At 53.9% G+C, this 21,481-nt stretch carries 23 protein-coding genes; 16 read left to right on the top strand and 7 right to left on the bottom strand.

The features are described 5' to 3' along the window. Positions 1-59: 59 nt before the first annotated feature. Entirely contained in the window at positions 60-1,178 is a 1,119-nt protein-coding gene (locus tag Q5705_15400) for a tRNA/rRNA methyltransferase (GenBank protein ID WLI75967.1), read from the top strand. Between the two features lie 59 nt (positions 1,179-1,237). Here the strand turns inward: Q5705_15400 and ung are convergent, their stop codons facing one another. Further along, positions 1,238-1,927 (bottom strand): uracil-DNA glycosylase, encoded by a 690-nt coding sequence (gene ung, locus Q5705_15395; GenBank protein WLI75966.1) that lies wholly within the window; start codon positions 1,925-1,927, stop codon positions 1,238-1,240. Positions 1,928-2,243: 316 nt separating this feature from the next. On the opposite strand from ung, the gene grcA reads away from it, so the two are divergent. Further along, positions 2,244-2,627 carry an autonomous glycyl radical cofactor GrcA gene (gene grcA / locus Q5705_15390; GenBank protein WLI75965.1) on the top strand — a complete coding sequence of 128 codons (384 nt, stop codon included), beginning with the start codon at positions 2,244-2,246 and terminating at the stop codon, positions 2,625-2,627. A 56-nt stretch (positions 2,628-2,683) separates the two neighbouring features. Here grcA and srmB read toward each other — a convergent pair whose 3' ends face one another. Next, complete coding sequence (srmB, locus tag Q5705_15385) at positions 2,684-4,003, bottom strand: ATP-dependent RNA helicase SrmB (GenBank protein WLI75964.1); 1,320 nt, start codon at positions 4,001-4,003, stop codon at positions 2,684-2,686. Between the two features lie 127 nt (positions 4,004-4,130). Between srmB and Q5705_15380 the strand changes: the two genes are divergently transcribed. Continuing rightward, positions 4,131-4,868 (top strand): tRNA1(Val) (adenine(37)-N6)-methyltransferase, encoded by a 738-nt coding sequence (locus Q5705_15380; GenBank protein ID WLI75963.1) that lies wholly within the window; start codon positions 4,131-4,133, stop codon positions 4,866-4,868. Here the strand turns inward: Q5705_15380 and nadB are convergent. Further along, on the bottom strand, positions 4,853-6,472 hold the full coding sequence (nadB, locus tag Q5705_15375) for an L-aspartate oxidase (protein WLI75962.1): 1,620 nt from the start codon (positions 6,470-6,472) through the stop codon (positions 4,853-4,855). The two genes, Q5705_15380 and nadB, sit on opposite strands and share 16 nt — an antisense overlap. Before the next feature lie 418 nt (positions 6,473-6,890). Here nadB and rpoE point away from each other — a divergent pair, with 418 nt between their 5' ends. From rpoE to acpS, 11 genes are all read left to right on the top strand, one after another. Beyond that, the gene (gene rpoE, locus Q5705_15370; protein WLI75961.1) at positions 6,891-7,466 is read left to right on the top strand and encodes an RNA polymerase sigma factor RpoE; all 576 of its coding nucleotides are present in this window, start codon (positions 6,891-6,893) and stop codon (positions 7,464-7,466) included. Positions 7,467-7,497: 31 nt separating this feature from the next. After that, positions 7,498-8,148, top strand: coding sequence for an anti-sigma-E factor RseA (rseA, locus tag Q5705_15365; GenBank protein ID WLI75960.1), 651 nt, complete (start codon positions 7,498-7,500; stop codon positions 8,146-8,148). Next, on the top strand, positions 8,148-9,101 hold the full coding sequence (gene rseB / locus Q5705_15360) for a sigma-E factor regulatory protein RseB (GenBank protein WLI75959.1): 954 nt from the start codon (positions 8,148-8,150) through the stop codon (positions 9,099-9,101). Before rseA ends, rseB begins: the two co-directional genes overlap by 1 nt. Next, positions 9,098-9,577, top strand: coding sequence for a SoxR-reducing system protein RseC (gene rseC, locus Q5705_15355; GenBank protein WLI75958.1), 480 nt, complete (start codon positions 9,098-9,100; stop codon positions 9,575-9,577). Before rseB ends, rseC begins: the two co-directional genes overlap by 4 nt. A gap of 144 nt (positions 9,578-9,721) precedes the next feature. Next, the gene (lepA, locus tag Q5705_15350; GenBank protein WLI75957.1) at positions 9,722-11,521 is read left to right on the top strand and encodes a translation elongation factor 4; all 1,800 of its coding nucleotides are present in this window, start codon (positions 9,722-9,724) and stop codon (positions 11,519-11,521) included. A 15-nt stretch (positions 11,522-11,536) separates the two neighbouring features. Further along, positions 11,537-12,511 carry a signal peptidase I gene (gene lepB / locus Q5705_15345; GenBank protein WLI75956.1) on the top strand — a complete coding sequence of 325 codons (975 nt, stop codon included), beginning with the start codon at positions 11,537-11,539 and terminating at the stop codon, positions 12,509-12,511. A gap of 208 nt (positions 12,512-12,719) precedes the next feature. After that, positions 12,720-13,400 (top strand): ribonuclease III, encoded by a 681-nt coding sequence (gene rnc, locus Q5705_15340; protein ID WLI75955.1) that lies wholly within the window; start codon positions 12,720-12,722, stop codon positions 13,398-13,400. Continuing rightward, complete coding sequence (gene era, locus Q5705_15335; protein WLI75954.1) at positions 13,397-14,308, top strand: GTPase Era; 912 nt, start codon at positions 13,397-13,399, stop codon at positions 14,306-14,308. The genes rnc and era overlap by 4 nt, the downstream gene beginning before the upstream one ends. A gap of 10 nt (positions 14,309-14,318) precedes the next feature. Next, positions 14,319-15,026, top strand: coding sequence for a DNA repair protein RecO (gene recO, locus Q5705_15330; protein ID WLI75953.1), 708 nt, complete (start codon positions 14,319-14,321; stop codon positions 15,024-15,026). Positions 15,027-15,090: 64 nt separating this feature from the next. Further along, positions 15,091-15,822: a pyridoxine 5'-phosphate synthase gene (pdxJ, locus tag Q5705_15325; GenBank protein WLI75952.1), complete on the top strand. Its 732-nt coding sequence runs from the start codon at positions 15,091-15,093 to the stop codon at positions 15,820-15,822. Next, positions 15,822-16,202 (top strand): holo-ACP synthase, encoded by a 381-nt coding sequence (acpS, locus tag Q5705_15320; protein WLI75951.1) that lies wholly within the window; start codon positions 15,822-15,824, stop codon positions 16,200-16,202. Before pdxJ ends, acpS begins: the two co-directional genes overlap by 1 nt. Positions 16,203-16,213: 11 nt before the next feature. Here acpS and Q5705_15315 read toward each other — a convergent pair whose 3' ends face one another. From Q5705_15315 to Q5705_15300, 4 genes are all read right to left on the bottom strand, one after another. Beyond that, positions 16,214-16,474 carry a YfhL family 4Fe-4S dicluster ferredoxin gene (locus Q5705_15315; protein WLI75950.1) on the bottom strand — a complete coding sequence of 87 codons (261 nt, stop codon included), beginning with the start codon at positions 16,472-16,474 and terminating at the stop codon, positions 16,214-16,216. A gap of 157 nt (positions 16,475-16,631) precedes the next feature. Beyond that, positions 16,632-17,678: an acyltransferase gene (locus Q5705_15310; GenBank protein ID WLI75949.1), complete on the bottom strand. Its 1,047-nt coding sequence runs from the start codon at positions 17,676-17,678 to the stop codon at positions 16,632-16,634. 220 nt (positions 17,679-17,898) lie between these two features. After that, complete coding sequence (locus tag Q5705_15305) at positions 17,899-18,747, bottom strand: MurR/RpiR family transcriptional regulator (GenBank protein WLI75948.1); 849 nt, start codon at positions 18,745-18,747, stop codon at positions 17,899-17,901. Positions 18,748-18,868: 121 nt separating this feature from the next. Beyond that, positions 18,869-20,107 carry an MFS transporter gene (locus Q5705_15300; GenBank protein WLI75947.1) on the bottom strand — a complete coding sequence of 413 codons (1,239 nt, stop codon included), beginning with the start codon at positions 20,105-20,107 and terminating at the stop codon, positions 18,869-18,871. A gap of 167 nt (positions 20,108-20,274) precedes the next feature. Here Q5705_15300 and yfhb point away from each other — a divergent pair, with 167 nt between their 5' ends. Beyond that, positions 20,275-20,910, top strand: a complete 636-nt coding sequence (gene yfhb, locus Q5705_15295; protein WLI75946.1) for a phosphatidylglycerophosphatase C — start codon at positions 20,275-20,277, stop codon at positions 20,908-20,910. Positions 20,911-20,970: 60 nt separating this feature from the next. Continuing rightward, the gene (gene tadA, locus Q5705_15290; protein ID WLI75945.1) at positions 20,971-21,465 is read left to right on the top strand and encodes a tRNA adenosine(34) deaminase TadA; all 495 of its coding nucleotides are present in this window, start codon (positions 20,971-20,973) and stop codon (positions 21,463-21,465) included. Positions 21,466-21,481 lie beyond the last annotated feature (16 nt).

Below are 21,481 nucleotides of genomic sequence, written 5' to 3'. Positions count from 1 at the left end.
GCGAAGCGCAAGGACATCAGGTAATCTGCGCGCTTCGCGCAGCGCTGGTGGAGAAAAGCATGAACGATGAATTAAAGAATAAAAGCGGCAAGGTCAAAGTGATGTATGTCCGCAGTGATGATGATTCCGACAAACGAGGTTACAACCCGCGTACCGGGAAAGGCCCTGCACGTTCTGGATCGTCATCGCGTGCCGATGATGGCCGTCGCACATCGCGTGATGACAAAGGTCGTCCAGGCCGTGACGACAGAAGCCGTTTTTCCCGTGATGATAAAGGTCGTTCTGCTCGCGATGACAGAAGTCGCCCTCAGCGTGATGATTACAGCGCCCGTGGTGATTCACCATGGCGCACCGTTTCCCGGGCTCCGGGCGACGAGACGCCGGAAAAAGCGGATCACGGCGGCATTAGCGGTAAAAGTTATATCGATCCGGAAGTCCTGCGCCGTCAACGCGCAGAAGAGACGCGTGTCTATGGCGAAAACGCTTGCCAGGCGCTGTTCAGCAGCCGCCCGGACTCGATTGTTCGCGCCTGGTTTGTGCAGAGCGTGACGCCGCGCTTTAAAGAAGCACTGCGCTGGATGGCGGCGAACCGCAAGGCATACCATGTGGTTGATGAAGCCGAGCTGGCGAAAGCGTCCGGTACTGAGCATCACGGTGGTGTCTGCTTCCTGATCAAAAAGCGCAATGGCCTGAGTGTGCAGAAATGGGTCGCTAACGCCGGTGAAGAAGATTGCGTGCTGGCGCTGGAAGATGTTGGCAACCCGCATAACCTCGGCGCAATTATGCGTAGCTGCGCGCACTTTGGTGTGAAAGGCGTAGTGTTGCAGGATGCGGGCATGGTCGAATCCGGCGCGGCAATACGCACGGCGGAAGGCGGCGCGGAACACGTTCAGCCAATCACCGGCGCCAGTTTTGTCGATGCGCTGGAAGAGTTCCGCCAGGCCGGTTACGCGTTAGTTACGACGTCCAGCCATAACGGGACGCCGCTGTTTAAAGCCGAGCTGCCGAAAAAGATGGTGCTGGTGCTAGGCCAGGAGCGTGATGGTCTGTCTGACGCTACGTTGTCCCGCGCGGATCTCAGTGTTTCTATTGAGGGTACCGGCAACGTTGAAAGCCTCAACGTCTCTGTAGCAACCGGCGTGTTGCTGGCAGAGTGGTGGCGTCAGAACAAAGCGTAATCTGTCTACAGTAAATGCCCGGTGGCGCCAGCGCTTACCGGGCCTACGAAATGTAAACGCTATTCACTTTCCGCCGGTAGTTGTGGCGTCCAGTCAATCGGCTTCTCTCCGTGCTGTTCCAGCCACTGATTCGCCAGCACAAAATGATTGCTACCAAAAAAACCCCGGTGCGCCGACAGCGGCGACGGATGGGGTGCTTTCAGCACATGGTGGCGATGCGTGTCGATAATCGCGCCTTTCTTCTGCGCATGTGAACCCCACAGCAAAAACACCACACCTTCACGATGCTCGTTAATCAGGCTGATCACCTTATCGGTAAAGGTTTCCCAACCCAGGCTTGCGTGCGAGTGCGCCTGGCCGGCACGCACGGTGAGCACCGTGTTGAGTAACAGCACGCCCTGGCGCGCCCAGCTTTCCAGATAACCGTGATCGGGGCGGACAAATCCCGGCACGGTATTTTCTAACTCTTTATACATATTCAGCAGTGAAGGCGGGATAGCGACGCCGGGACGCACAGAAAACGCCAGACCGTGCGCCTGACCGGGGCCGTGGTAGGGATCCTGGCCGAGGATCACCACTTTGACATCACCTAATTCGGTAAAACGAAAGGCATTAAACACATCTTTCTGCGGCGGGTAAATGGTCACGCCGGACTGGCGCTCAGCCGCAACCGTGTTGAGCGTGTTAATAAAGTAGGGCTGTTGTTTTTCGTCTGCCAGTACATCATGCCATGTCAATGAAGTCGTCATCCCGCTCTCCTGCAAAGTTGGTTTGCCGTAGCTTAACTGCTTCTTTCTCTGGAACAAAATGTCATGGCCTTTTTAGCCATTCGCACCTAAAAAAAATTTGAAAATTTACACAAATCTTAAGTTTGAGGAAACGGCGTAACTTGATATAAAACAAGAACAAACTTTAATAGCCATTTTATCGGCATGGTTTTTATTGATTAAAATCAAAGAATGCCCCATGTCGGGCTGGTATATAAACATCCAGACAACAATGGTTTTACCAATTGGCCGGAACGCGTCCGGCGAATCAAAATAATGTGCCTAAGGGAGGCTATTCATGATTACTGGTATCCAGATTACTAAAGCTGCAAACGATGACCTGTTGAATTCATTCTGGCTGCTTGATAACGAAAAAGGCGAAGCGCGTTGTGTCTGTGCAAAAGCCGGTTATGCAGAAGATGAAGTGGTTGCTGTGAGCAAACTGGGCAATATCGAATACCGCGAAGTTCCGATGGAAGTGCAACCTGAAGTGCGCGTAGAAGGGGGCCAGCACCTGAACGTTAACGTACTGCGCCGTGAAACTCTGATGGATGCAGTTGAACACCCGGAAAAGTACCCGCAACTGACAATTCGTGTCTCCGGTTACGCTGTCCGTTTTAACTCCCTGACGCCAGAACAGCAGCGCGACGTTATCGCCCGTACTTTCACTGAAAGCCTGTAATTTACAGCGCTAACAAAAACGCCGGGTTTCCCCGGCGTTTTTTATTCTTCATTTTTTTACTGTTCGTTACCCGCTGCACTGGGCTTACGTCGCTTACCAATGTTTTTGGTATCGCGATGGCGCTGCTTCACGCGCGGCTTCTCTTTGTCTTTCTCTTTCTTCTCTTCGCGCTTCGCCAGCACTTTTTTCGACGGCTTGCCTTTCAGCTTCTCGCTAGGTGCGCGGGTTGTTGGGCGTAGTTCATCCACTACACGGGCTTTCAGCGGCTCTTCAACATAGCGGCCCACTTTACCCAACAGCAGGTGATCGTGCGCTTCGACCAGCGAAATAGCGATGCCTTTGCGACCGGCGCGGCCGGTACGGCCAATACGGTGCAGATAGGTATCACCACTGCGCGGCATATCAAAGTTGAAGACGTGGCTGACATCCGGGATATCAATCCCGCGCGCGGCAACATCCGTAGCGACCAGCACATTCACGCGACCATCGGTCAGACGCAGGATGGCTTCGTTACGCTTATTTTGCACCATCTCACCTTCGAGATAGCAGTTGGCGATGCCCGCTTCGCGCAGCCAGCCGGCCAGCTCATGCACACGCTCACGTTTACGCACAAAAACAATAGAACGGCTGACGTCCGGCTGCTTCAGCAGGTGAATCAGCAGCGCTGTTTTATGCTTGACGTCATCGGCACGGTAATACCACTGATGGATTTTCTTACGCTCGCGCGTGGAAGGGGTCGCCGATACTTCTACCGGATCTTCCAGCAGACGTTCGGCGAAGTCTTTAATCGCCGCATCGCCTTCAAGCGTGGCAGAGAACAGCATGGTCTGTTTGCGCCAGCGCGTTTCACCGGCAATGGTCTCAATATCCTGTGCGAAACCCATGTCCAGCATGCGGTCTGCTTCATCCAGAATGAGAGTTTCTACCGCGCGGCAATCGAAGTTTTCTTCTTTTATGTATTGCAGCAGGCGGCCCGTTGTCGCCACCACAATATCCTGGTTTTCGCTGAACACTTCGGCGTGGTTCATATACGCAACGCCGCCAGTGATGGTAGCAATATCAAGATGCGTGTTGGCTGCCAGCTCACGCGCGTGATCGGCAACCTGCATCGCCAGCTCACGGGTTGGCGTCAGTATCAGGATCCGCGGCGGGCCGGATTTTTTACGCGGAAAGTCCAGAAGGTGTTGCAACGCCGGCAGCAGATAGGCGGCCGTTTTACCTGTCCCGGTTGGCGCGGAACCGAGGACATCACGCCCCTCAAGCGCAGGCGGAATGGCAGCGGCCTGGATGGCGGTCGGGCGTGTAAAGCCTTTATTCTGGAGCGCGTCCAGAAGGCTGTCGTCAAGTTCGAGTTCGGAAAAAGTCGTTACAGTCATGTTCTACCTCTGTGTGGGGCGCTGATTATAGACGTTACGGCTGCAATCTTCATCTGTTGTCTTTATCCCTTTTCTGCCACCGCGCTTTCCCCTATGCTACACCGGTTTCTGTATTGAGGTTGTTAAGATGTCTCAGCCAAAGGCCCCGCTGCGCCGCGATGGCTTCACGTTTAAAGAGTGCTTTATCGCGCACGATCGCTGTGCCATGAAAGTCGGCACCGACGGGATAATGTTAGGTGCCTGGTCGCCGGTATCCAATGCCCGGCACGCACTGGATATCGGCACCGGCAGCGGTTTACTGGCGTTGATGTTAGCCCAGCGCACGCCATCAACGGTCATCATTGACGCGGTTGAACTGGATGAACAGGCGGCAGGGCAGGCGCAGGAAAATGTGCAAGCATCGCCGTGGGCCAATCGCATTGCGGTCAACTGTGCCGACATCCGTGAGTGGAGCCAGCAGAAGACGGCGCGCTACGATCTCATTGTCAGCAATCCTCCCTATTTTGACGAAGGGGTAAAGTGCGCCACGCCTGAACGCGAGCGGGCGCGTTACACCACCACACTCGATCACCAGACCTTGCTGGAGATTGCCGCCACGCTGATTACCGAAGAGGGTTTTTTCTGTGTGGTGTTGCCGATCGAAGCGGGCGACCTGTTTACCGCAAAAGCATTGGATCTCGGCTGGCATCTGCGCTTACGCACCGATGTTGCAGAGACCGAAGGCCGCCTGCCGCACCGGGTGTTATTGGCATTTTCGCCGCGGCAGGGGGAAGTTTTCGCCGATCGCCTGGTGATCCGCGGGCCGGATCAGCGCTATTCAGACAGCTTCACCGCGCTGACCCAGGCATTTTACTTATTTATGTAAGTGAGCGGTGAGAGGATCGTCGGGCCTGATTCTGGCAGCATTTGCGGGTAATCCAGTGTGTAATGCAGGCCGCGGCTCTCTTTACGCGCCATCGCACAGCGGACGATCAGCTCCGCCACCTGCACCAGGTTACGCAGTTCGAGCAGGTTATTGGAGACGCGGAAGTGCGCGTAATACTCGTCAATCTCCTGCTGCAACAACGTAATGCGGCGCAGAGCACGTTCAAGGCGTTTGGTTGTGCGCACAATACCGACGTAATCCCACATAAACAGCCGGAGTTCATGCCAGTTGTGCTGCAAGATAACCCGCTCATCGGCATCGTCGACGCGGCTCTCATCCCACGCCGGTAATACTGCGACACTTTCTGCCTGCGGCATACGGCGGGAAATATCTTCCGCCGCCGACCAGCCATACACCAGACATTCCAGCAACGAGTTCGACGCCATACGGTTCGCGCCGTGCAGGCCGCTATAACTCACTTCGCCCACTGCGTACAGGCCATCCACATCGGTACGCCCGCGATCGTCAATCATCACGCCGCCGCAGGTGTAGTGCGCCGCAGGCACAATCGGCACCGGCTCTTTTGTCAGATCGATACCCAGCCCGAGCAGTTTTTCGTAAATAGTCGGGAAGTGATGACGCACAAACTCTGGCGGCTTATGGCTGATATCCAGATACATGCAATCGACGCCGAGGCGCTTCATTTCATGATCGATCGCGCGGGCAACCACGTCGCGCGGCGCTAGCTCGCCCCGGGGATCGAAGTCCGGCATAAAGCGGGTGCCGTCGGGGCGTTTCAAGTACGCACCTTCACCGCGCAGGGCTTCGGTCAGCAGGAAATTGCGCGCCTGCGGATGAAACAATGCCGTGGGATGAAACTGGTTAAATTCCAGATTCGCCACCCGGCAGCCTGCGCGCCAGGCCATCGCGATGCCATCGCCCGATGCGATATCCGGGTTCGTCGTGTATTGATAGACCTTCGACGCACCACCAGTAGCCAGCACCACGGCTTTTGCACGGCACGTTTCGACCTGTTCTTTATTACAGTTCCACACCCAAGCACCCACTACACGGCGTGCACCGGGCAGACCGATTTTGTCGGAGGTAATCAGATCCACCGCGTTGGCGCGTTCAAGGACACGGATATTCGGATGGTTAAGCGCCTTGCTGACCAGCGTGTTTTCCACGGCTTTACCCGTGGCATCGGCGGCATGAAGAATACGGCGGTGGCTGTGCCCGCCTTCACGGGTGAGATGATAGCTGGCGTCACCGCTCTCGGTAATTTCAGTATCGAATAAGACACCTTGATCGATAAGCCACTGCACACAGGACCGGGCGTTGCTGGCGACAAACTCCGCCGCGTGGCGCTCAACAATACCGGCCCCGGCAATCAGTGTGTCTTCAACGTGGGATTCGATACTGTCGGTTTTATCAAACACCGCCGCAATACCGCCCTGGGCATAGAATGTCGAACCTTCACTAATCGGCCCTTTGCTTAACACAATGACCTGATGCTGTGCCGCCAAACGTAATGCCACAGAGAGGCCCGCCGCACCGCTACCAATGACCAGCACATCGCAAGAGAGTTCAGGAGTCGTTTTCATGGTGTGTTTAATTTACTAAACAAATGTTTGCCGAGCATAGCATCGGGATTGCAAAGTGGGCACTGTTTTTTGCTTTCTTGTACTAATCACTAAACGGAAACGCCCGGCAATTGCAGCGGCAGGAGGAAAAAAATATTAAGAAGCAGTTTGTTAGCGAAGATGTATTAGGGATGAAAAAAAAGCGGTATTGCGGTACTCTCTGGCGATCTTAAGGTCTTTTCTTTGAGAAACAGCGTGTTTACCGTTTGCAGACGTATAATGAGTGATAATGAATTTCTGTCGAACGATACACAAAAACAAAGGCGTAACGGAACTTTCTTACAGACCTGCTCTCTAATTGGCTGCTTGCTCATGGTGCAGTATTGGAGTGGCGTTCTGGATACGCGTGGAAATTAGTTTTGGGGAGACTTTACCTCGGATGAGCGAGCAGTTAACGGATCAGGTTCTTGTTGAAAGGGTTCAGAAAGGAGATCAGAAGGCCTTTAACTTACTGGTGGTGCGCTACCAGCATAAAGTGGCGAGTCTGGTTTCCCGTTATGTCCCTTCAGGCGATGTGCCTGATGTCGTACAAGAATCATTTATAAAGGCCTATCGCGCGCTTGATTCATTCAGGGGGGATAGCGCTTTTTATACCTGGCTATATCGTATTGCTGTTAATACAGCGAAAAATTATCTGGTTGCCCAAGGGCGCAGGCCGCCATCCAGCGATGTGGATGCAAATGAAGCAGAAAACTTCGAAAGTGGCGGTGCACTGAAAGAAATTTCGAACCCTGAGAACTTAATGTTGTCAGAAGAACTGCGACAAATCGTTTTCCGCACCATTGAGTCGCTCCCGGAAGATTTACGCATGGCAATTACGTTGCGGGAGCTGGATGGCCTGAGTTACGAAGAGATAGCGGCCATCATGGATTGCCCGGTAGGTACTGTGCGTTCACGTATCTTCCGTGCGCGGGAAGCTATTGATAATAAAGTTCAACCGCTTATCAGGCGTTGACGATAGCGGGATACTGGAAAAGGTATTAGGCATGCAGAAAGAAAAACTTTCCGCTTTAATGGATGGCGAAACGCTGGATAACGAGCTGCTCGTTGAGCTGGCTCAGGATCCTGAAATGCAGCGAACCTGGGAGAGCTATCATCTCATTCGCGACTCTATGCGCGGTGACACTGCCGATCTCCTCCATTTCGATATCTCAGCCCGAGTGATGGCCGCGATTGAGAATGACGCTGCTCAACCAACGACACCGCTGATCCCCGAAGCGCAACCCGCCCCGCAGCAATGGCAGAAAATGCCGTTCTGGCACAAGGTTCGTCCATGGGCAAGCCAGCTTACCCAAATGGGTGTCGCCGCGTGTGTATCGCTTGCTGTCATTGTTGGCGTTCAGCACTATAATGGCCAGGCTGAATCAACCCAACAACCCGAAGCGCCGGTGTTCAATACACTGCCGATGATGGGTAAAGCCAGTCCGGTAAGTTTGGGTGTTCCTTCTGATGCGACGGCGAACGCCGGTCAGCAACAGCAGGTGCAGGAACAGCGTCGTCGCATTAATGCAATGCTACAGGATTACGAACTGCAACGACGCCTGCACTCCGAACAGCTTCAGTTTGAACAGGCGCAAACGCAGCAGGCCGCTGTACAGGTGCCAGGAAATCAAACTTTAGGAACGCAATCGCAGTAATGAAGCAACTTTGGTGTGCCATGTCTTTTGTGGCTGCTGGTCTCTTCTACTCTGTCAACGCCTCGGCTGATGTTTCGTCCGGGGCGTTGTTGCAGCAAATGAATGTGGCGAGCCAGTCCCTCAACTACGAACTCTCTTTTATCAGCATCAATAAGCAGGGTGTCGAATCGTTGCGCTATCGTCATGTGCGTCTGGACGACCAACCCCTTGCGCAGCTGTTACAAATGGACGGCCCGCGCCGCGAAGTGGTGCAGCGGGGCAATGAAATTAGTTACTTTGAGCCCGGTCTTGAACCCTTTACGCTCAACGGTAACTACATCGTCGATTCGCTGCCGTCGCTGATCTATACCGATTTCAAACGTCTCTCTCCGTATTACGATTTTATCTCCGTTGGGCGCACGCGTATTGCCGACAGGCTGTGCGAAGTGATCCGCGTGGTGGCGCGTGACGGTACGCGTTACAGCTATATCGTTTGGATGGATGAAGAGAGCCATCTGCCGATGCGCGTCGATTTGCTCGATCGCGACGGCGAAACCCTCGAACAGTTCCGCGTCATTGCGTTTACCGTTAACGGCCAGGTGACCAACAGCATGCAGACGCTGGCAAAAGCCAATTTGCCGCCGCTGCTCTCCGTGCCGGCCGGCGACAAAGTTGACTTTAACTGGTCGCCTGCATGGCTGCCGCAGGGCTTCAGTGAAGTCGCCAGCAGCCGTCGCCAGTTACCGACGATGGATGTGCCCGTTGAGTCGCGCCTCTATTCTGATGGGTTATTCAGCTTCTCGGTTAACGTCAATCGCGCGAATCAGAACAGCGCCGACCAGATGCTGCGCACCGGGCGACGTACCGTCAGCACCAGTGTGCGCGACAATGCCGAAATCACTATTGTTGGCGAACTGCCACCGCAAACCGCAAAACGTATTGCGGATAGCCTCAAGTTCAGGGCCGCACAATGATTAAAGAGTGGGCAACCGTCGTCTCCTGGCAAAATGGCCACGCGCTGGTGGAGTGTGATGTCAAAGCCTCATGCAGCAGCTGCGCGTCACGCGCCGGTTGCGGCAGCCGCGTGTTAAATAAACTCGGCCCGCAAACGACGCATACTATCGCTGTGCCCAGCGCTGAACCGCTGGTGGCCGGGCAGAAAGTAGAGCTGGGGATCGCCGAAAGCAGTTTGCTGGGTTCGGCGGTGCTGGTTTATATGTCTCCACTGCTCGGGTTGTTTGTGATGGGTGCGATTTTCCAGACGCTATTCGGTAACGATCTCGCCGCATTTTGTGGCGCGGTGCTCGGCGGTGTGGGCGGTTTTTTACTCGCGCGCGGCCTGTCACCCAGGCTTGCGACGCGCAGCGAATGGCAGCCGATTATTCTCAGCGTGGGGTTGCCTCCAGACCTTATCCGCGTTGCTGATGCCCCCACGGAAAGCCGTCCGTAATTCTGCCTTGTAAGTCTTACGAGAACAGGCCGGTATGAGCATTTCCCCGCATTGTGGTTGTAGTGTAGAATGCGGCGTTTCAGTACATTGACGTCAGGCGCGTTCAGGCCTCTTAGTTACCCGTAAGGCATAAAATCTCACTCTATGAAGAATATTCGTAACTTTTCGATCATCGCTCACATCGACCACGGTAAGTCGACGCTGTCTGACCGTATCATCCAGATTTGCGGTGGTCTTTCCGATCGCGAAATGGAAGCCCAGGTGCTTGACTCCATGGATCTTGAGCGCGAACGCGGCATTACTATCAAAGCACAAAGCGTGACGCTGGATTACAAAGCCCTTAACGGTGAAACTTACCAGCTGAACTTTATCGATACGCCTGGTCACGTTGACTTCTCCTATGAGGTTTCCCGTTCTCTTGCCGCATGTGAAGGCGCGCTGCTGGTGGTCGACGCGGGTCAGGGCGTGGAAGCGCAGACGCTGGCAAACTGCTATACCGCCATTGAAATGGATCTGGAAGTAGTGCCGGTACTGAATAAAATCGACCTGCCGGCCGCCGATCCTGAGCGCGTGGCAGAAGAGATTGAAGATATCGTCGGCATTGACGCCACCGACGCGGTGCGCTGCTCGGCGAAAACCGGCGTTGGCGTACCGGAGGTGCTGGAGCGCCTGGTCCGCGATATTCCACCGCCGGAAGGCGATCCGGACGCGCCGCTACAGGCACTGATCATCGACTCCTGGTTCGATAACTACCTGGGTGTGGTGTCTCTGGTGCGTATTAAAAACGGCACCATGCGCAAAGGCGACAAAATTAAGGTGATGAGCACCGGTCAGGTCTATAACGCTGACCGCCTTGGCATCTTCACCCCGAAACAGATCGATCGCACTGAGCTGAAGTGCGGCGAAGTGGGCTGGCTGGTTTGCGCCATCAAAGATATCCTCGGCGCACCGGTGGGCGATACCCTCACTGCCGCCCGCAATCCGGCGGACAAAGCGCTGCCAGGCTTTAAAAAGGTCAAACCGCAGGTCTATGCAGGCCTGTTCCCGGTCAGTTCTGACGATTACGAAAACTTCCGCGACGCGCTTGGCAAACTGAGCCTGAACGATGCTTCCCTGTTCTACGAGCCGGAAAGTTCCACCGCGCTGGGCTTTGGTTTCCGCTGCGGCTTCCTGGGTCTGCTGCATATGGAGATCATTCAGGAGCGTCTGGAGCGTGAATACGATCTCGATCTGATCACCACCGCGCCAACCGTGGTGTATGAAGTTCAGACCACCAATAAAGAAGTAATTTATGTCGACAGCCCGTCCAAGCTGCCGCCGCTGAACAATATTGATGAGCTGCGCGAGCCTATCGCTGAGTGTCACATGCTGCTGCCGCAGGAGTATCTGGGCAACGTCATTACGCTGTGCGTGGAAAAACGCGGTGTGCAGACCAACATGGTTTACCACGGTAAACAGGTTGCACTGACCTACGAAATCCCGATGGCGGAAGTGGTACTGGACTTCTTCGATCGTCTGAAGTCCACCTCGCGCGGTTACGCCTCGCTGGATTACAACTTCAAACGTTTCCAGGCGTCCAACATGGTGCGCGTCGATGTGCTGATCAACGGTGAGCGTGTGGATGCGCTGGCGCTGATCACCCACAACGATAACGCGCCGTATCGCGGTCGTGAGCTGGTCGAGAAAATGAAAGAGCTGATCCCGCGCCAGCAGTTTGATATTGCTATCCAGGCGGCCATCGGCAACCACATTATTGCTCGCTCAACCGTGAAACAGCTGCGTAAAAACGTGCTGGCAAAATGCTATGGCGGCGACGTCAGCCGTAAGAAAAAGCTGTTGCAGAAACAGAAAGAAGGTAAGAAACGCATGAAGCAGGTCGGCAACGTCGAACTGCCGCAGGAAGCGTTCCTCGCTATTCTGCACGTTGGCAAAGAGAGCAAATAATTTAAAGGAGTTGGCATGGCGAACATGTTTGCCCTGATCCTGGTGATCGCAACGCTGGTGACGGGTTTTTTATGGTGCCTGGATAAGTTTATTTTTGCACCAAAACGCCGGGAACGTCAGGCCGCTGCACAAGCTGCAACAGGTGATGCGCTTGATGCTAAGACCCTGAAAAAAGTCGGCCCAAAACCTGGCTGGCTGGAAACGGGGGCATCGGTATTCCCGGTGCTGGCTATTGTGCTGGTGGTGCGTTCATTTATTTACGAACCGTTCCAGATCCCGTCGGGTTCAATGATGCCAACGCTGTTAATTGGTGATTTTATTCTGGTGGAGAAATTCGCCTACGGAATTAAAGATCCCATTTATCAAACTACGCTGATCGAAACCGGGCATCCGAAACGCGGTGATATTGCCGTCTTTAAATACCCGGACGACCCGCGCCTGGATTACATCAAACGCGTTGTGGGTCTGCCTGGTGATAAAGTCAGTTACGATCCGGTAAGCAAACAAGTCACCGTTCAGCCGAATTGCAGCTCGGGTCAGGCGTGTGGTAACGCGCTACCGATCACTTACAGCAACGTAGAAGAGAGCGATTTTGTGCAGACCTTTGGCCGCCGTACCGGCGGTGAAGCGAGCAGCGGTTTCTTCCAGTTGCCGAAAGGCCAGACCATGTCAGATGGCGTGCGTTTGACCGAGCGTAAAGAGACGCTGGGCGATGTCACGCACCGCATTCTGAACGTGCCAATCGCGCAGGATCAACTGGGGATTTACTACCGTCAGCAGAGCCAGCCGCTGGCAACCTGGATTGTGCCGCCGGGTCACTATTTTATGATGGGCGACAACCGTGATAACAGCGCAGACAGCCGCTACTGGGGCTTTGTGCCGGAAGCGAATCTGGTTGGCCGCGCCACGGCAATCTGGATGAGTTTCGAAAAACAAGAGGGTGAATGGCCGACAGGCGTACGCCTGAATCGTATCGGCGGAATTCATTAATTACGCGGGGCGCAATTATTCGGATTGCGCCCCGAATTATTTCCAGGATTATTCCCTTCAGACTAACGACAACCCTCAACGTTGCGTATAGAATATTCCCCCGAGTTTAAGGTTGGTTCCTTCGGGCGCCACAGCACACGAAACCGCGTTGGTTTCTCAGGTCGGTTTCGTGTGCTGCATTGTTGACGCATTCATTTATTGGTATCGCATGAACCCCATCGTAATTAATCGGCTTCAACGGAAGCTGGGCTACACTTTTCAACATCAGGATCTGTTGCAGCAGGCATTAACCCACCGCAGCGCCAGTAGCAAACATAATGAGCGTCTCGAATTTCTCGGCGACTCTATTTTAAGTTTTGTGATTGCGAATGCGCTCTATCACCGTTTCCCGCGCGTGGATGAGGGTGATATGAGCCGGATGCGTGCGACGCTGGTGCGCGGCAATACGCTGGCGGAAATCGCCCGCGAATTCGAACTGGGCGAATGTCTGCGCTTAGGGCCGGGCGAGCTGAAAAGCGGCGGTTTTCGCCGTGAATCTATTCTGGCAGATACTGTTGAAGCATTGATTGGCGGGGTATTTCTCGATAGCGATATCCAGACCGTCGAACAACTGATCCTGAGCTGGTATCAGACGCGCCTGGACGAAATCAGTCCTGGCGATAAACAAAAAGATCCGAAAACGCGCCTGCAAGAGTTTTTGCAGGGTCGCCATCTGCCGCTGCCGTCGTATCTTGTCGTGCAGGTGCGTGGTGAAGCGCACGATCAGGAATTTACTATCCACTGCCAGGTCAGCGGCCTGAGCGAACCGGTGGTTGGCACGGGTTCCAGCCGTCGTAAGGCGGAGCAGGCTGCCGCCGAACAGGCGCTGAAAAAACTGGAGTTGGAATGAGCACTGAAACTGAAAAAACGTATTGTGGGTTTATCGCCATCGTCGGACGTCCTAACGTCGGCAAATCCACACTGCTGAACAAACTGCTCGGGCAGAAGATCTCTATCACTTCCCGCAAAGCACAAACCACGCGTCACCGCATTGTTGGCATCCATACCGAAGGGGAATACCAGGCGATTTACGTCGATACCCCGGGTCTGCATATGGAAGAAAAACGCGCCATCAACCGCCTGATGAACAAAGCGGCGAGCAGCTCCATCGGCGACGTTGAACTGGTCATCTTCGTGGTGGAAGGCACGCGCTGGACGCCGGATGACGAGATGGTGTTGAATAAGCTGCGCGACAGCAAAGTGCCGGTGATCCTCGCGGTCAACAAAGTGGACAACGTGCAGGAAAAAGCCGATCTGCTGCCCCATTTACAGTTCCTGGCAAGCCAAATGAACTTCCTCGATATCGTGCCGCTCTCTGCGGAAACCGGTACTAACGTTGACACCATTGCCAGCATCGTGCGCAAGCATCTGCCGGAAGCGATTCACCACTTCCCGGAAGATTACGTCACCGATCGTTCACAGCGCTTTATGGCGTCTGAAATCATCCGTGAAAAGCTGATGCGTTTTCTCGGCGCGGAACTGCCGTACTCGGTCACCGTGGAAATTGAGCGTTTTATTACCAACGAGCGCGGCGGGTATGACATCAACGGGCTGATCCTCGTTGAGCGCGAAGGGCAGAAGAAGATGGTGATTGGCAACAAAGGAGCCAAAATCAAAACCATCGGCATTGAAGCCCGCAAAGATATGGAAGAGATGTTCGAAGCCAAAGTTCACCTTGAACTGTGGGTAAAAGTGAAATCCGGCTGGGCCGATGACGAACGCGCACTGCGTAGTCTCGGTTATGTCGACGACCTCTAAGTAAATCAAAATGGAAGGCTGGCAACGTGCTTTTGTTTTGCATAGTCGGCCCTGGAGCGAAACCAGCCTGATGCTGGACGTCTTCACGGAAGAGTCCGGCCGCGTGCGCCTTGTAGCCAAAGGCGCGCGTTCCAAACGCTCTAACCTTAAAGGCGCTCTCCAGCCTTTTACCCCGCTGCTGGTACGTTTTGGTGGGCGGGGTGAAGTCAAAACCCTGCGCAGCGCCGAAGCGGTCTCGCTGGCGCTGCCGTTAAGCGGCATTACCCTCTACAGCGGTCTCTACGTCAATGAACTTATCTCCCGCGTGCTGGAGCATGAGACGCGCTTCTCTGCACTCTTTTTCGATTACCTGCACTGCATCCAGGCGCTGGCGGGCGTAAGCGGCTCGCCGGAACCGGTGCTGCGCCGCTTCGAGCTGGCACTGCTTGGGCATCTGGGTTACGGCGTCGATTTTCTGCACTGCGCCGGGAGTGGCGATCCGGTCGATGATGGGATGACCTACCGTTACCGGGAAGAGAAGGGGTTTATCGCAAGCCTCGTCGTGGATAACAGCACGTTTACCGGGCGTCACCTGCGCGCACTGTCCGAACGGGAATTCCCGGATGCCGACACGCTGCGCGCGGCAAAGCGCTTTACCCGCATTGCGCTAAAGCCGTATCTTGGGGGCAAGCCGCTAAAAAGCCGGGAGTTATTCCGGCAGTTTGTGCCAAAGCGCTAGCGGTTACATAACAGGCCAGGCGGGGCAAAGACCGCGCCGGAACTAACAAAAACTGAGGATTGTCATGGCTGAATTATTGTTAGGCGTCAACATCGATCACATTGCCACGCTGCGTAACGCGCGCGGAACCGCCTACCCGGATCCGGTGCAGGCGGCCTTTATTGCCGAACAAGCCGGGGCCGATGGCATTACTGTGCACCTGCGTGAAGACAGGCGTCATATTACCGACAGAGACGTCCGTATTTTGCGCCAGACGCTGCATACCAGGATGAACCTTGAAATGGCGGTGACCGAAGATATGCTGGCGATTGCCTGCGAAACCAAACCGCATTTCTGCTGTCTGGTGCCGGAAAAACGCCAGGAAGTGACCACCGAAGGCGGGCTGGATGTCGCGGGTCAGCGTGAAAAAATGCGCGTTGCCTGCCAGCGCCTGGCGGCGGCGGGCATTCTGGTATCGCTGTTTATCGATGCCGATAACGAGCAAATCAAAGCCGCCGCTGAAGTTGGCGCACCGTATATCGAAATCCACACCGGGTGTTATGCCGATGCCGAAAGCGATGCTGCACAAGCCAAAGAACTGGCGCGCATTGCCCATGCCGCGACCTATGCCGCAAGCCTGGGGTTGAAAGTGAACGCCGGCCACGGCCTGACTTATCACAATGTAAAAGCCATTGCCGCGCTGCCGGAAATGCACGAACTGAATATCGGCCACGCCATTATTGGCCGTGCAGTGATGAGCGGGCTGAAAGAGGCAGTTGCAGAAATGAAACGCCTGATGCTGGAAGCGCGCGCGTAATGGCGATCCTCGGCTTAGGCACCGACATCGTCGAGATTGCCCGCATCGAAGCGGTGATCGCCCGCAGCGGCGATCGCTTAGCAAAACGGGTACTGAGCGCCAATGAATGGGCGCTCTACCAGGCGCATCAGCAGCCGGTGCGCTTTCTGGCGAAACGCTTTGCGGTGAAAGAAGCGGCGGCCAAAGCGCTCGGCACCGGCATTCGCAACGGGCTGGCGTTTAATCAGTTCGAAGTCTTTAACGACGAACTGGGTAAACCGAGCCTGCGTTTATGGGATGAAGCGCAGCGAATGGCGCAGCGGTTGGGTGTGCGGTCAATGCACGTTACGCTTGCTGATGAGCGCCATTACGCCTGTGCGACGGTGATTATCGAGAGTTAGATGTTGTCAGCTTAGATTTTGTCGGCATGGTGCAGCAGAACAAATTTGTCCCACAGTTGTTCTTCTGTTTCCACGCGCGCTGGATCTTTAAGGATGGTATTGGGGATCGGGCAGACTTTCTGGCAGGTTGGCGTTTCATAGTGGCCGACACATTCCGTGCAACGATCGCTGTTAATTTCATAAATGCTGTCACCCATCGAAATCGCCTCGTTCGGGCATTCCGGTTCGCACATATCGCAATTAATACAGCGTTTAGTAATTAATAAAGACATTTCAAAGGATTACCGTTAAAGCAATTTAAAATCAGCACGTTACAAAGGTTTTTTATTATCCACTAATATTGTCTTACTGTCACCCGCGCGTACCAGAAAATCCTTATTGTTGCCGCCGGAAAGCGGGATGCCATCCTCAGATGGCATCGCTTTATTGCTATGCTTTTTTCAATAAGTACTTTTTAAAAAGCGAACTCAGTTTTTTCTCTAATAAATAATATGAAATAAAAGCAAGGACATAAGAAAGTACGATCAAAAGAATAAACATCGTTATCCCGCCGTAGACCGAATTATTAAAACTGAATCCCTTTCTGAGTAATGATTTTGCCCGGTAGTGAACAAGATAAAGTGAAAATGAAATTTTCCCCGTTGTCAGCACCGCTTTGGGCGCCTGAAAGGAGTAGAGAGATTCGTGATTTGCCAGGGTAAAAACAAGAGCAAAAGACGCGAGAATATAACCGGGGCCGCCTATCATGCCGCAATGCGTCAATACCACCAAAAGAAACAACGCAAAACTTAATGCCATTAATCCATAGCTGACCGTTTTGCTGTAGATGATTTTTTTATTGATAACCAGCCAGGCTGTAAAAGCCCCGACAACAAACTCAAGCATTAAACTATTGGTGAGGATAGCCAGATAGCCTGGATAGTTATAATTATTTGCAGGGGAGATTCCCGTGTTATTAATTAGTGCGGGAATAGCAACGGCTAATATCACTACAATAAAAAGAACGATATTTTTTCTGGCGCGAAAAAGCATACATAAGGTAAACAGCGTATAGAAGATAAATTCGTAATTTAATGTCCAGCCAACGAATAATTTAGCCACGCCAAACCACGGAGCAGGCTGCGTGATGTCTAATGGAATGAAGAGTAATGATTTTGCCGTTTGTAGCCATGATTCAATACTGTTCCCGGCGACAAGTAGCGTAATCGCAAAATAGGGTGGAAATACGCGACAGAACCGCTTAAGGAAAAATAATTTTGCGGAGGCAAACCCGCCATTATCGTTGTGGGTTATATAATATATTACGAATCCGCTGATAACGAAAAACAGATCTACCCCGATATCGCCATTGAGGAACAGCTTATCTCCCCAGTCCTGAAATGTTTGATTTATGTAACTTTTAAAGTGAAAACACATCACTAATACCACAGCAAGCGCTCTCAACGCTTGTATAGAATAAAAATTCTTATCAGTCATCCCGTTATCCGTATTGTTTAAAATCCAAAAAAAAGAAAAAAGTATTTAATTGAAGCGCCTGTTCAAATCGTAGCGCATCATTTTATTTTATTAACTGCGCTATGAGTTTTTGTGAATTAGCGCACCTGTCGCAATGGAGGCATTTTCGGTAATTAAATACGCCATCAGAAAATCCTCAAAACATCGCAAACAGGGTGGGGATTATACGATTATTGCCTGTTCAAACCAGTTTTTTAACCAGCTCCTCACTGTGACGAATGCGCTCTGGCGCATGTTCCAGATCCTGCTGTACCAGCGCCATAAACAGTAAATCTGTCAGCATCATTTGCGCGCTGGTAGAGGAGATTGCCGCGCTGCGTGTGGCCTGCTCTTCGGCGATGGTGTAGAGGCAATAAGTGGCGCGCTGCTGCAATGCATTCGGCGTAAAACCGGTGATCGCGAGGATCTTACCGCCCACACGCAGCGTTTCATCTGCCGCCATGTTGATCTCGCGCCGCTCGCCGGAATAGGAAACTGGCAGCAGTAAATCGCCGGGTTCAAGCGCCTGCACCGTTGCCAGCAGGGCGTGCATATCCTGCTCGACAATCGCGTTGAGGCCAATTTTCATCAGCTTCCAGCCAAAGTTACGCGCCACCAGGCCGGACGCGCCAATGCCGGTCAGCACAATGCGGCGCGATTCGCGCAGCAGACGCACGCTCTCCAGCAGCTTATCTTCACTGTTCACATCCAGCGAGGCATGCATTGCGCTCTGGTACTCTTTAATTAACTTTTCGCCGACCACGCGCAGCGGATCGTCGCCGCGGATCTGGTTATGCACCGGTACGGACCAGGGATTGCTATTGCTGGCTAACGCTTCGCTGATCGCCAGTTTCATCGCCGGGAAGCCTTTGAAATCCATCTTCTGGGCAAATTTCACTACGCTTGACTGGCTGACACCGGCTTCGGCGGCCAGTTGTTGGGAACTTAAATGGCGGGCATGGTCGGGGTTTTCCAGCAGAAACTCCGCCAGTTTTTTATCGCTCTGCGCAAGGCCGGGGTAACGCTGGCGAATGCGGATCAAACAATTCATAGGATCTCCGGAGTGCAGGGCCATAATGCGGGTGAATGAATTAACTATTCCACTAATGGTCACAATTATTAATTAATAATTCTTTCAGCACAAAGTTTCAGTGTCCGGCTTTTGATAGCGATCAAGAGGAGCGGACGACGTTTACCTGTGGTGAATTATCAAGGCGGCGAATGGACGGAACGAGGCTGGCTGCCACACAAGCAAGCACCACCGCCAGCGCTGATGCCGTCAGAACATGGTCGCTGCCAAAGTGCATCGCCAGCGGCCCGGCGGCCAATTCACCCACCGGAATGGCAATAAACGATCCCATCGCATCCCAGGCATACACCCGCGCCAGTTTTTCTGGCGGAATATGGGTTTGTAGCGACTGAGCCCACGCCACGCCGAACAGACCAAAGGTCACGCCGGCGATAAAAAAAGCGGCGATAAGCCACGGCGTCGGCGCCACCTGGCCAAGTAGATAAATCGGTACCGCGCACAGAGCCACCAGCATCACGCCAATAAACAGATCGCGGCGTGGACGCCAGCGCAGGGCAAGAAACGATCCGGCAATCAGGCCAACGCTTTGCGCAGCGACAATAATGCCCCACTGCATACGGCCAAACGCGGTATCGGCAATCACCGGGCCAAGCACCATCACAATGCCGCTAAATGCCGCATTAACGATGGTGAACTGAACCACAATTGACCAGACCCAGGCCCGCCCAATGAACTCTTTCCAGCCGTCGCGCAAATCTTGCAGAATATTGGTCGCCGCCGCCTGGACAGCATCAATGCGAATCGCGCGATAAAGCGGCGCAGCAGCGGCAAAACCCAGCGCATCAACCGCCAGACCCCAGCCCGGCCCGACTGCGCTGGTCAACATGCCGCCGAGGGATGCGCCGATCACCGTACCGCTGTAAATCCCAAGCTGGATAAGCGCGTTGGCCTCGCGCAAATGATGCGTCGGCACCGTTTGCGGCACCAGGGCTGAGGACGCGGGCAATGCCATTCCCGCCGCCGCGCCATTAATGGTTCCCAGTACCGCCAGCAGCAGCACCGTTGCGGAACCGTCAAGCACCAGCCAGGCAACAACACCCTGTGATAAAGCCGCAACGAGGGAAGAGAGCACCAGCACCAGGCTGCGCGAATATCTGTCTGCCAGCACGCCACCCACCAACAAAAAAGCGACGTTGAACAGCGAGCGGGCTGCCACCACAATGCCGAGATCGGATGCCGAACCGCCAATGTCCAGCACCGCGAACGCCAGCGCAATCGGCGCAATACCGTTGCCCAGCACGGTAAGCAGGCGGGCAAAAAAGAGGTGGCGAAAGGAGGCCGAGTGAAAAGCGCGCCGGGGCGCGGTGTTGGTTTTTATCATTGTTCCAGGGGCTTAGTGAGGGTAAGAGAAACGCTGGCGCGTATTATTGCAGGTATTTGTGACAGGTTGTTACCGGAAAAGTGAGGATCTATCTGTTAGGCTTGATAGAGTGCGATCGCCAAACGGAGCTGCCGGCGATTGGGGTTTAACCAGTAGAGGAATACCATTTGGCTACCAGTGAACGCCGCGTCGTTTTTTTCGATCTTGATGGAACCTTACATCAGCAGGATATGTTCGGGACGTTTCTCCGTTATGTTCTGCGTCATCAACCGCTGAATGCGCTGTTAGTGCTTCCTTTGTTACCAGTGATTGCCGGTGGGCTGTTGATAAAAGGTCGCGCCGCGCGCTGGCCGATGAGCTTACTGTTATGGGGGTGCACCTTCGGCCACAGCGAACGCAAAATGGTGGCGCTGCAACAGAAGTTTGCCACCTGGTTTCGCGGGCATGTGACGGCGTTTCCGGTGGTGCAAGCGCGGCTGACCAACTATCTGGAAGCGTCTGATGCGGATATCTGGCTGATCACCGGTTCGCCGCAGCCGCTGGTCGAGCAGGTCTATTTCGATACCCCCTGGCTACCGCGCGTCAATGTGATTGCCAGCCAGATGGAACGCCGCTACGGCGGCTGGGTGTTAACGATGCGCTGTCTTGGTCACGAAAAAGTGGTTCAGCTTGAGCGAAAAATCGGCACACCTCTGCGTCTGTACAGCGGCTACAGCGACAGTAAACAGGACAACCCGCTGCTCTATTTTTGCCAGCACCGCTGGCGCGTTACGCCGCACGGTGACTTGCAGCAACTCGAATAGTGGCGAACCTATAAGGGGTGTGTATAATGCGCCCCGCCTGAATCACTGGAGTATATCCCTTTGTCCAACCCCGAACAGAATCACGATTACTGGATGCGTTATGCGCTGACGCTGGCGAAGCGCGCCTGGGATGAAGGTGAAGTGCCGGTTGGCGCGGTACTGGTGCATGATAATCAGGTAATTGGTGAGGGCTGGAACCGCCCGATTGGCCGCCACGATCCCACCGCCCATGCGGAAATTATGGCGCTACGCCAGGGCGGGCTGGTGCTGCAAAACTATCGTCTGATTGATACCACGTTATATGTCACCCTCGAGCCCTGCGTGATGTGCGCTGGAGCCATGGTGCACAGCCGCATCGGGCATCTGGTGTTCGGCGCGCGCGATGCGAAAACCGGCGCGGCGGGTTCATTAATGGATGTGTTGCATCACCCGGGAATGAATCATCGGGTAGAGATAACAGAAGGAGTGTTAGGCGACGAGTGCGCCGCGATGCTCAGCGATTTTTTCCGCCAGCGTCGGCAGGAGAAAAAAACACAAAAATTATCGAAACTGTAACCCGTTGATTTCTTAG

This window comes from Kosakonia sp. H02 (assembly GCA_030704225.1).
GTDB lineage: Bacteria > Pseudomonadota > Gammaproteobacteria > Enterobacterales > Enterobacteriaceae > Kosakonia.
This window is presented reverse-complemented; position numbering and strand designations above follow the sequence as displayed.

Coding starts and splice junctions, on each gene's coding strand:
- Q5705_15400 (WLI75967.1), top strand. CDS start 60: ATGAACGATGAATTAAAGAATAAAAGCGGCAAGGTCAAAGTGATGTAT.
- ung (WLI75966.1), bottom strand. CDS start 1,927: ATGACGACTTCATTGACATGGCATGATGTACTGGCAGACGAAAAACAA.
- grcA (WLI75965.1), top strand. CDS start 2,244: ATGATTACTGGTATCCAGATTACTAAAGCTGCAAACGATGACCTGTTG.
- srmB (WLI75964.1), bottom strand. CDS start 4,003: ATGACTGTAACGACTTTTTCCGAACTCGAACTTGACGACAGCCTTCTG.
- Q5705_15380 (WLI75963.1), top strand. CDS start 4,131: ATGTCTCAGCCAAAGGCCCCGCTGCGCCGCGATGGCTTCACGTTTAAA.
- nadB (WLI75962.1), bottom strand. CDS start 6,472: ATGAAAACGACTCCTGAACTCTCTTGCGATGTGCTGGTCATTGGTAGC.
- rpoE (WLI75961.1), top strand. CDS start 6,891: ATGAGCGAGCAGTTAACGGATCAGGTTCTTGTTGAAAGGGTTCAGAAA.
- rseA (WLI75960.1), top strand. CDS start 7,498: ATGCAGAAAGAAAAACTTTCCGCTTTAATGGATGGCGAAACGCTGGAT.
- rseB (WLI75959.1), top strand. CDS start 8,148: ATGAAGCAACTTTGGTGTGCCATGTCTTTTGTGGCTGCTGGTCTCTTC.
- rseC (WLI75958.1), top strand. CDS start 9,098: ATGATTAAAGAGTGGGCAACCGTCGTCTCCTGGCAAAATGGCCACGCG.
- lepA (WLI75957.1), top strand. CDS start 9,722: ATGAAGAATATTCGTAACTTTTCGATCATCGCTCACATCGACCACGGT.
- lepB (WLI75956.1), top strand. CDS start 11,537: ATGGCGAACATGTTTGCCCTGATCCTGGTGATCGCAACGCTGGTGACG.
- rnc (WLI75955.1), top strand. CDS start 12,720: ATGAACCCCATCGTAATTAATCGGCTTCAACGGAAGCTGGGCTACACT.
- era (WLI75954.1), top strand. CDS start 13,397: ATGAGCACTGAAACTGAAAAAACGTATTGTGGGTTTATCGCCATCGTC.
- recO (WLI75953.1), top strand. CDS start 14,319: ATGGAAGGCTGGCAACGTGCTTTTGTTTTGCATAGTCGGCCCTGGAGC.
- pdxJ (WLI75952.1), top strand. CDS start 15,091: ATGGCTGAATTATTGTTAGGCGTCAACATCGATCACATTGCCACGCTG.
- acpS (WLI75951.1), top strand. CDS start 15,822: ATGGCGATCCTCGGCTTAGGCACCGACATCGTCGAGATTGCCCGCATC.
- Q5705_15315 (WLI75950.1), bottom strand. CDS start 16,474: ATGTCTTTATTAATTACTAAACGCTGTATTAATTGCGATATGTGCGAA.
- Q5705_15310 (WLI75949.1), bottom strand. CDS start 17,678: ATGACTGATAAGAATTTTTATTCTATACAAGCGTTGAGAGCGCTTGCT.
- Q5705_15305 (WLI75948.1), bottom strand. CDS start 18,747: ATGAATTGTTTGATCCGCATTCGCCAGCGTTACCCCGGCCTTGCGCAG.
- Q5705_15300 (WLI75947.1), bottom strand. CDS start 20,107: ATGATAAAAACCAACACCGCGCCCCGGCGCGCTTTTCACTCGGCCTCC.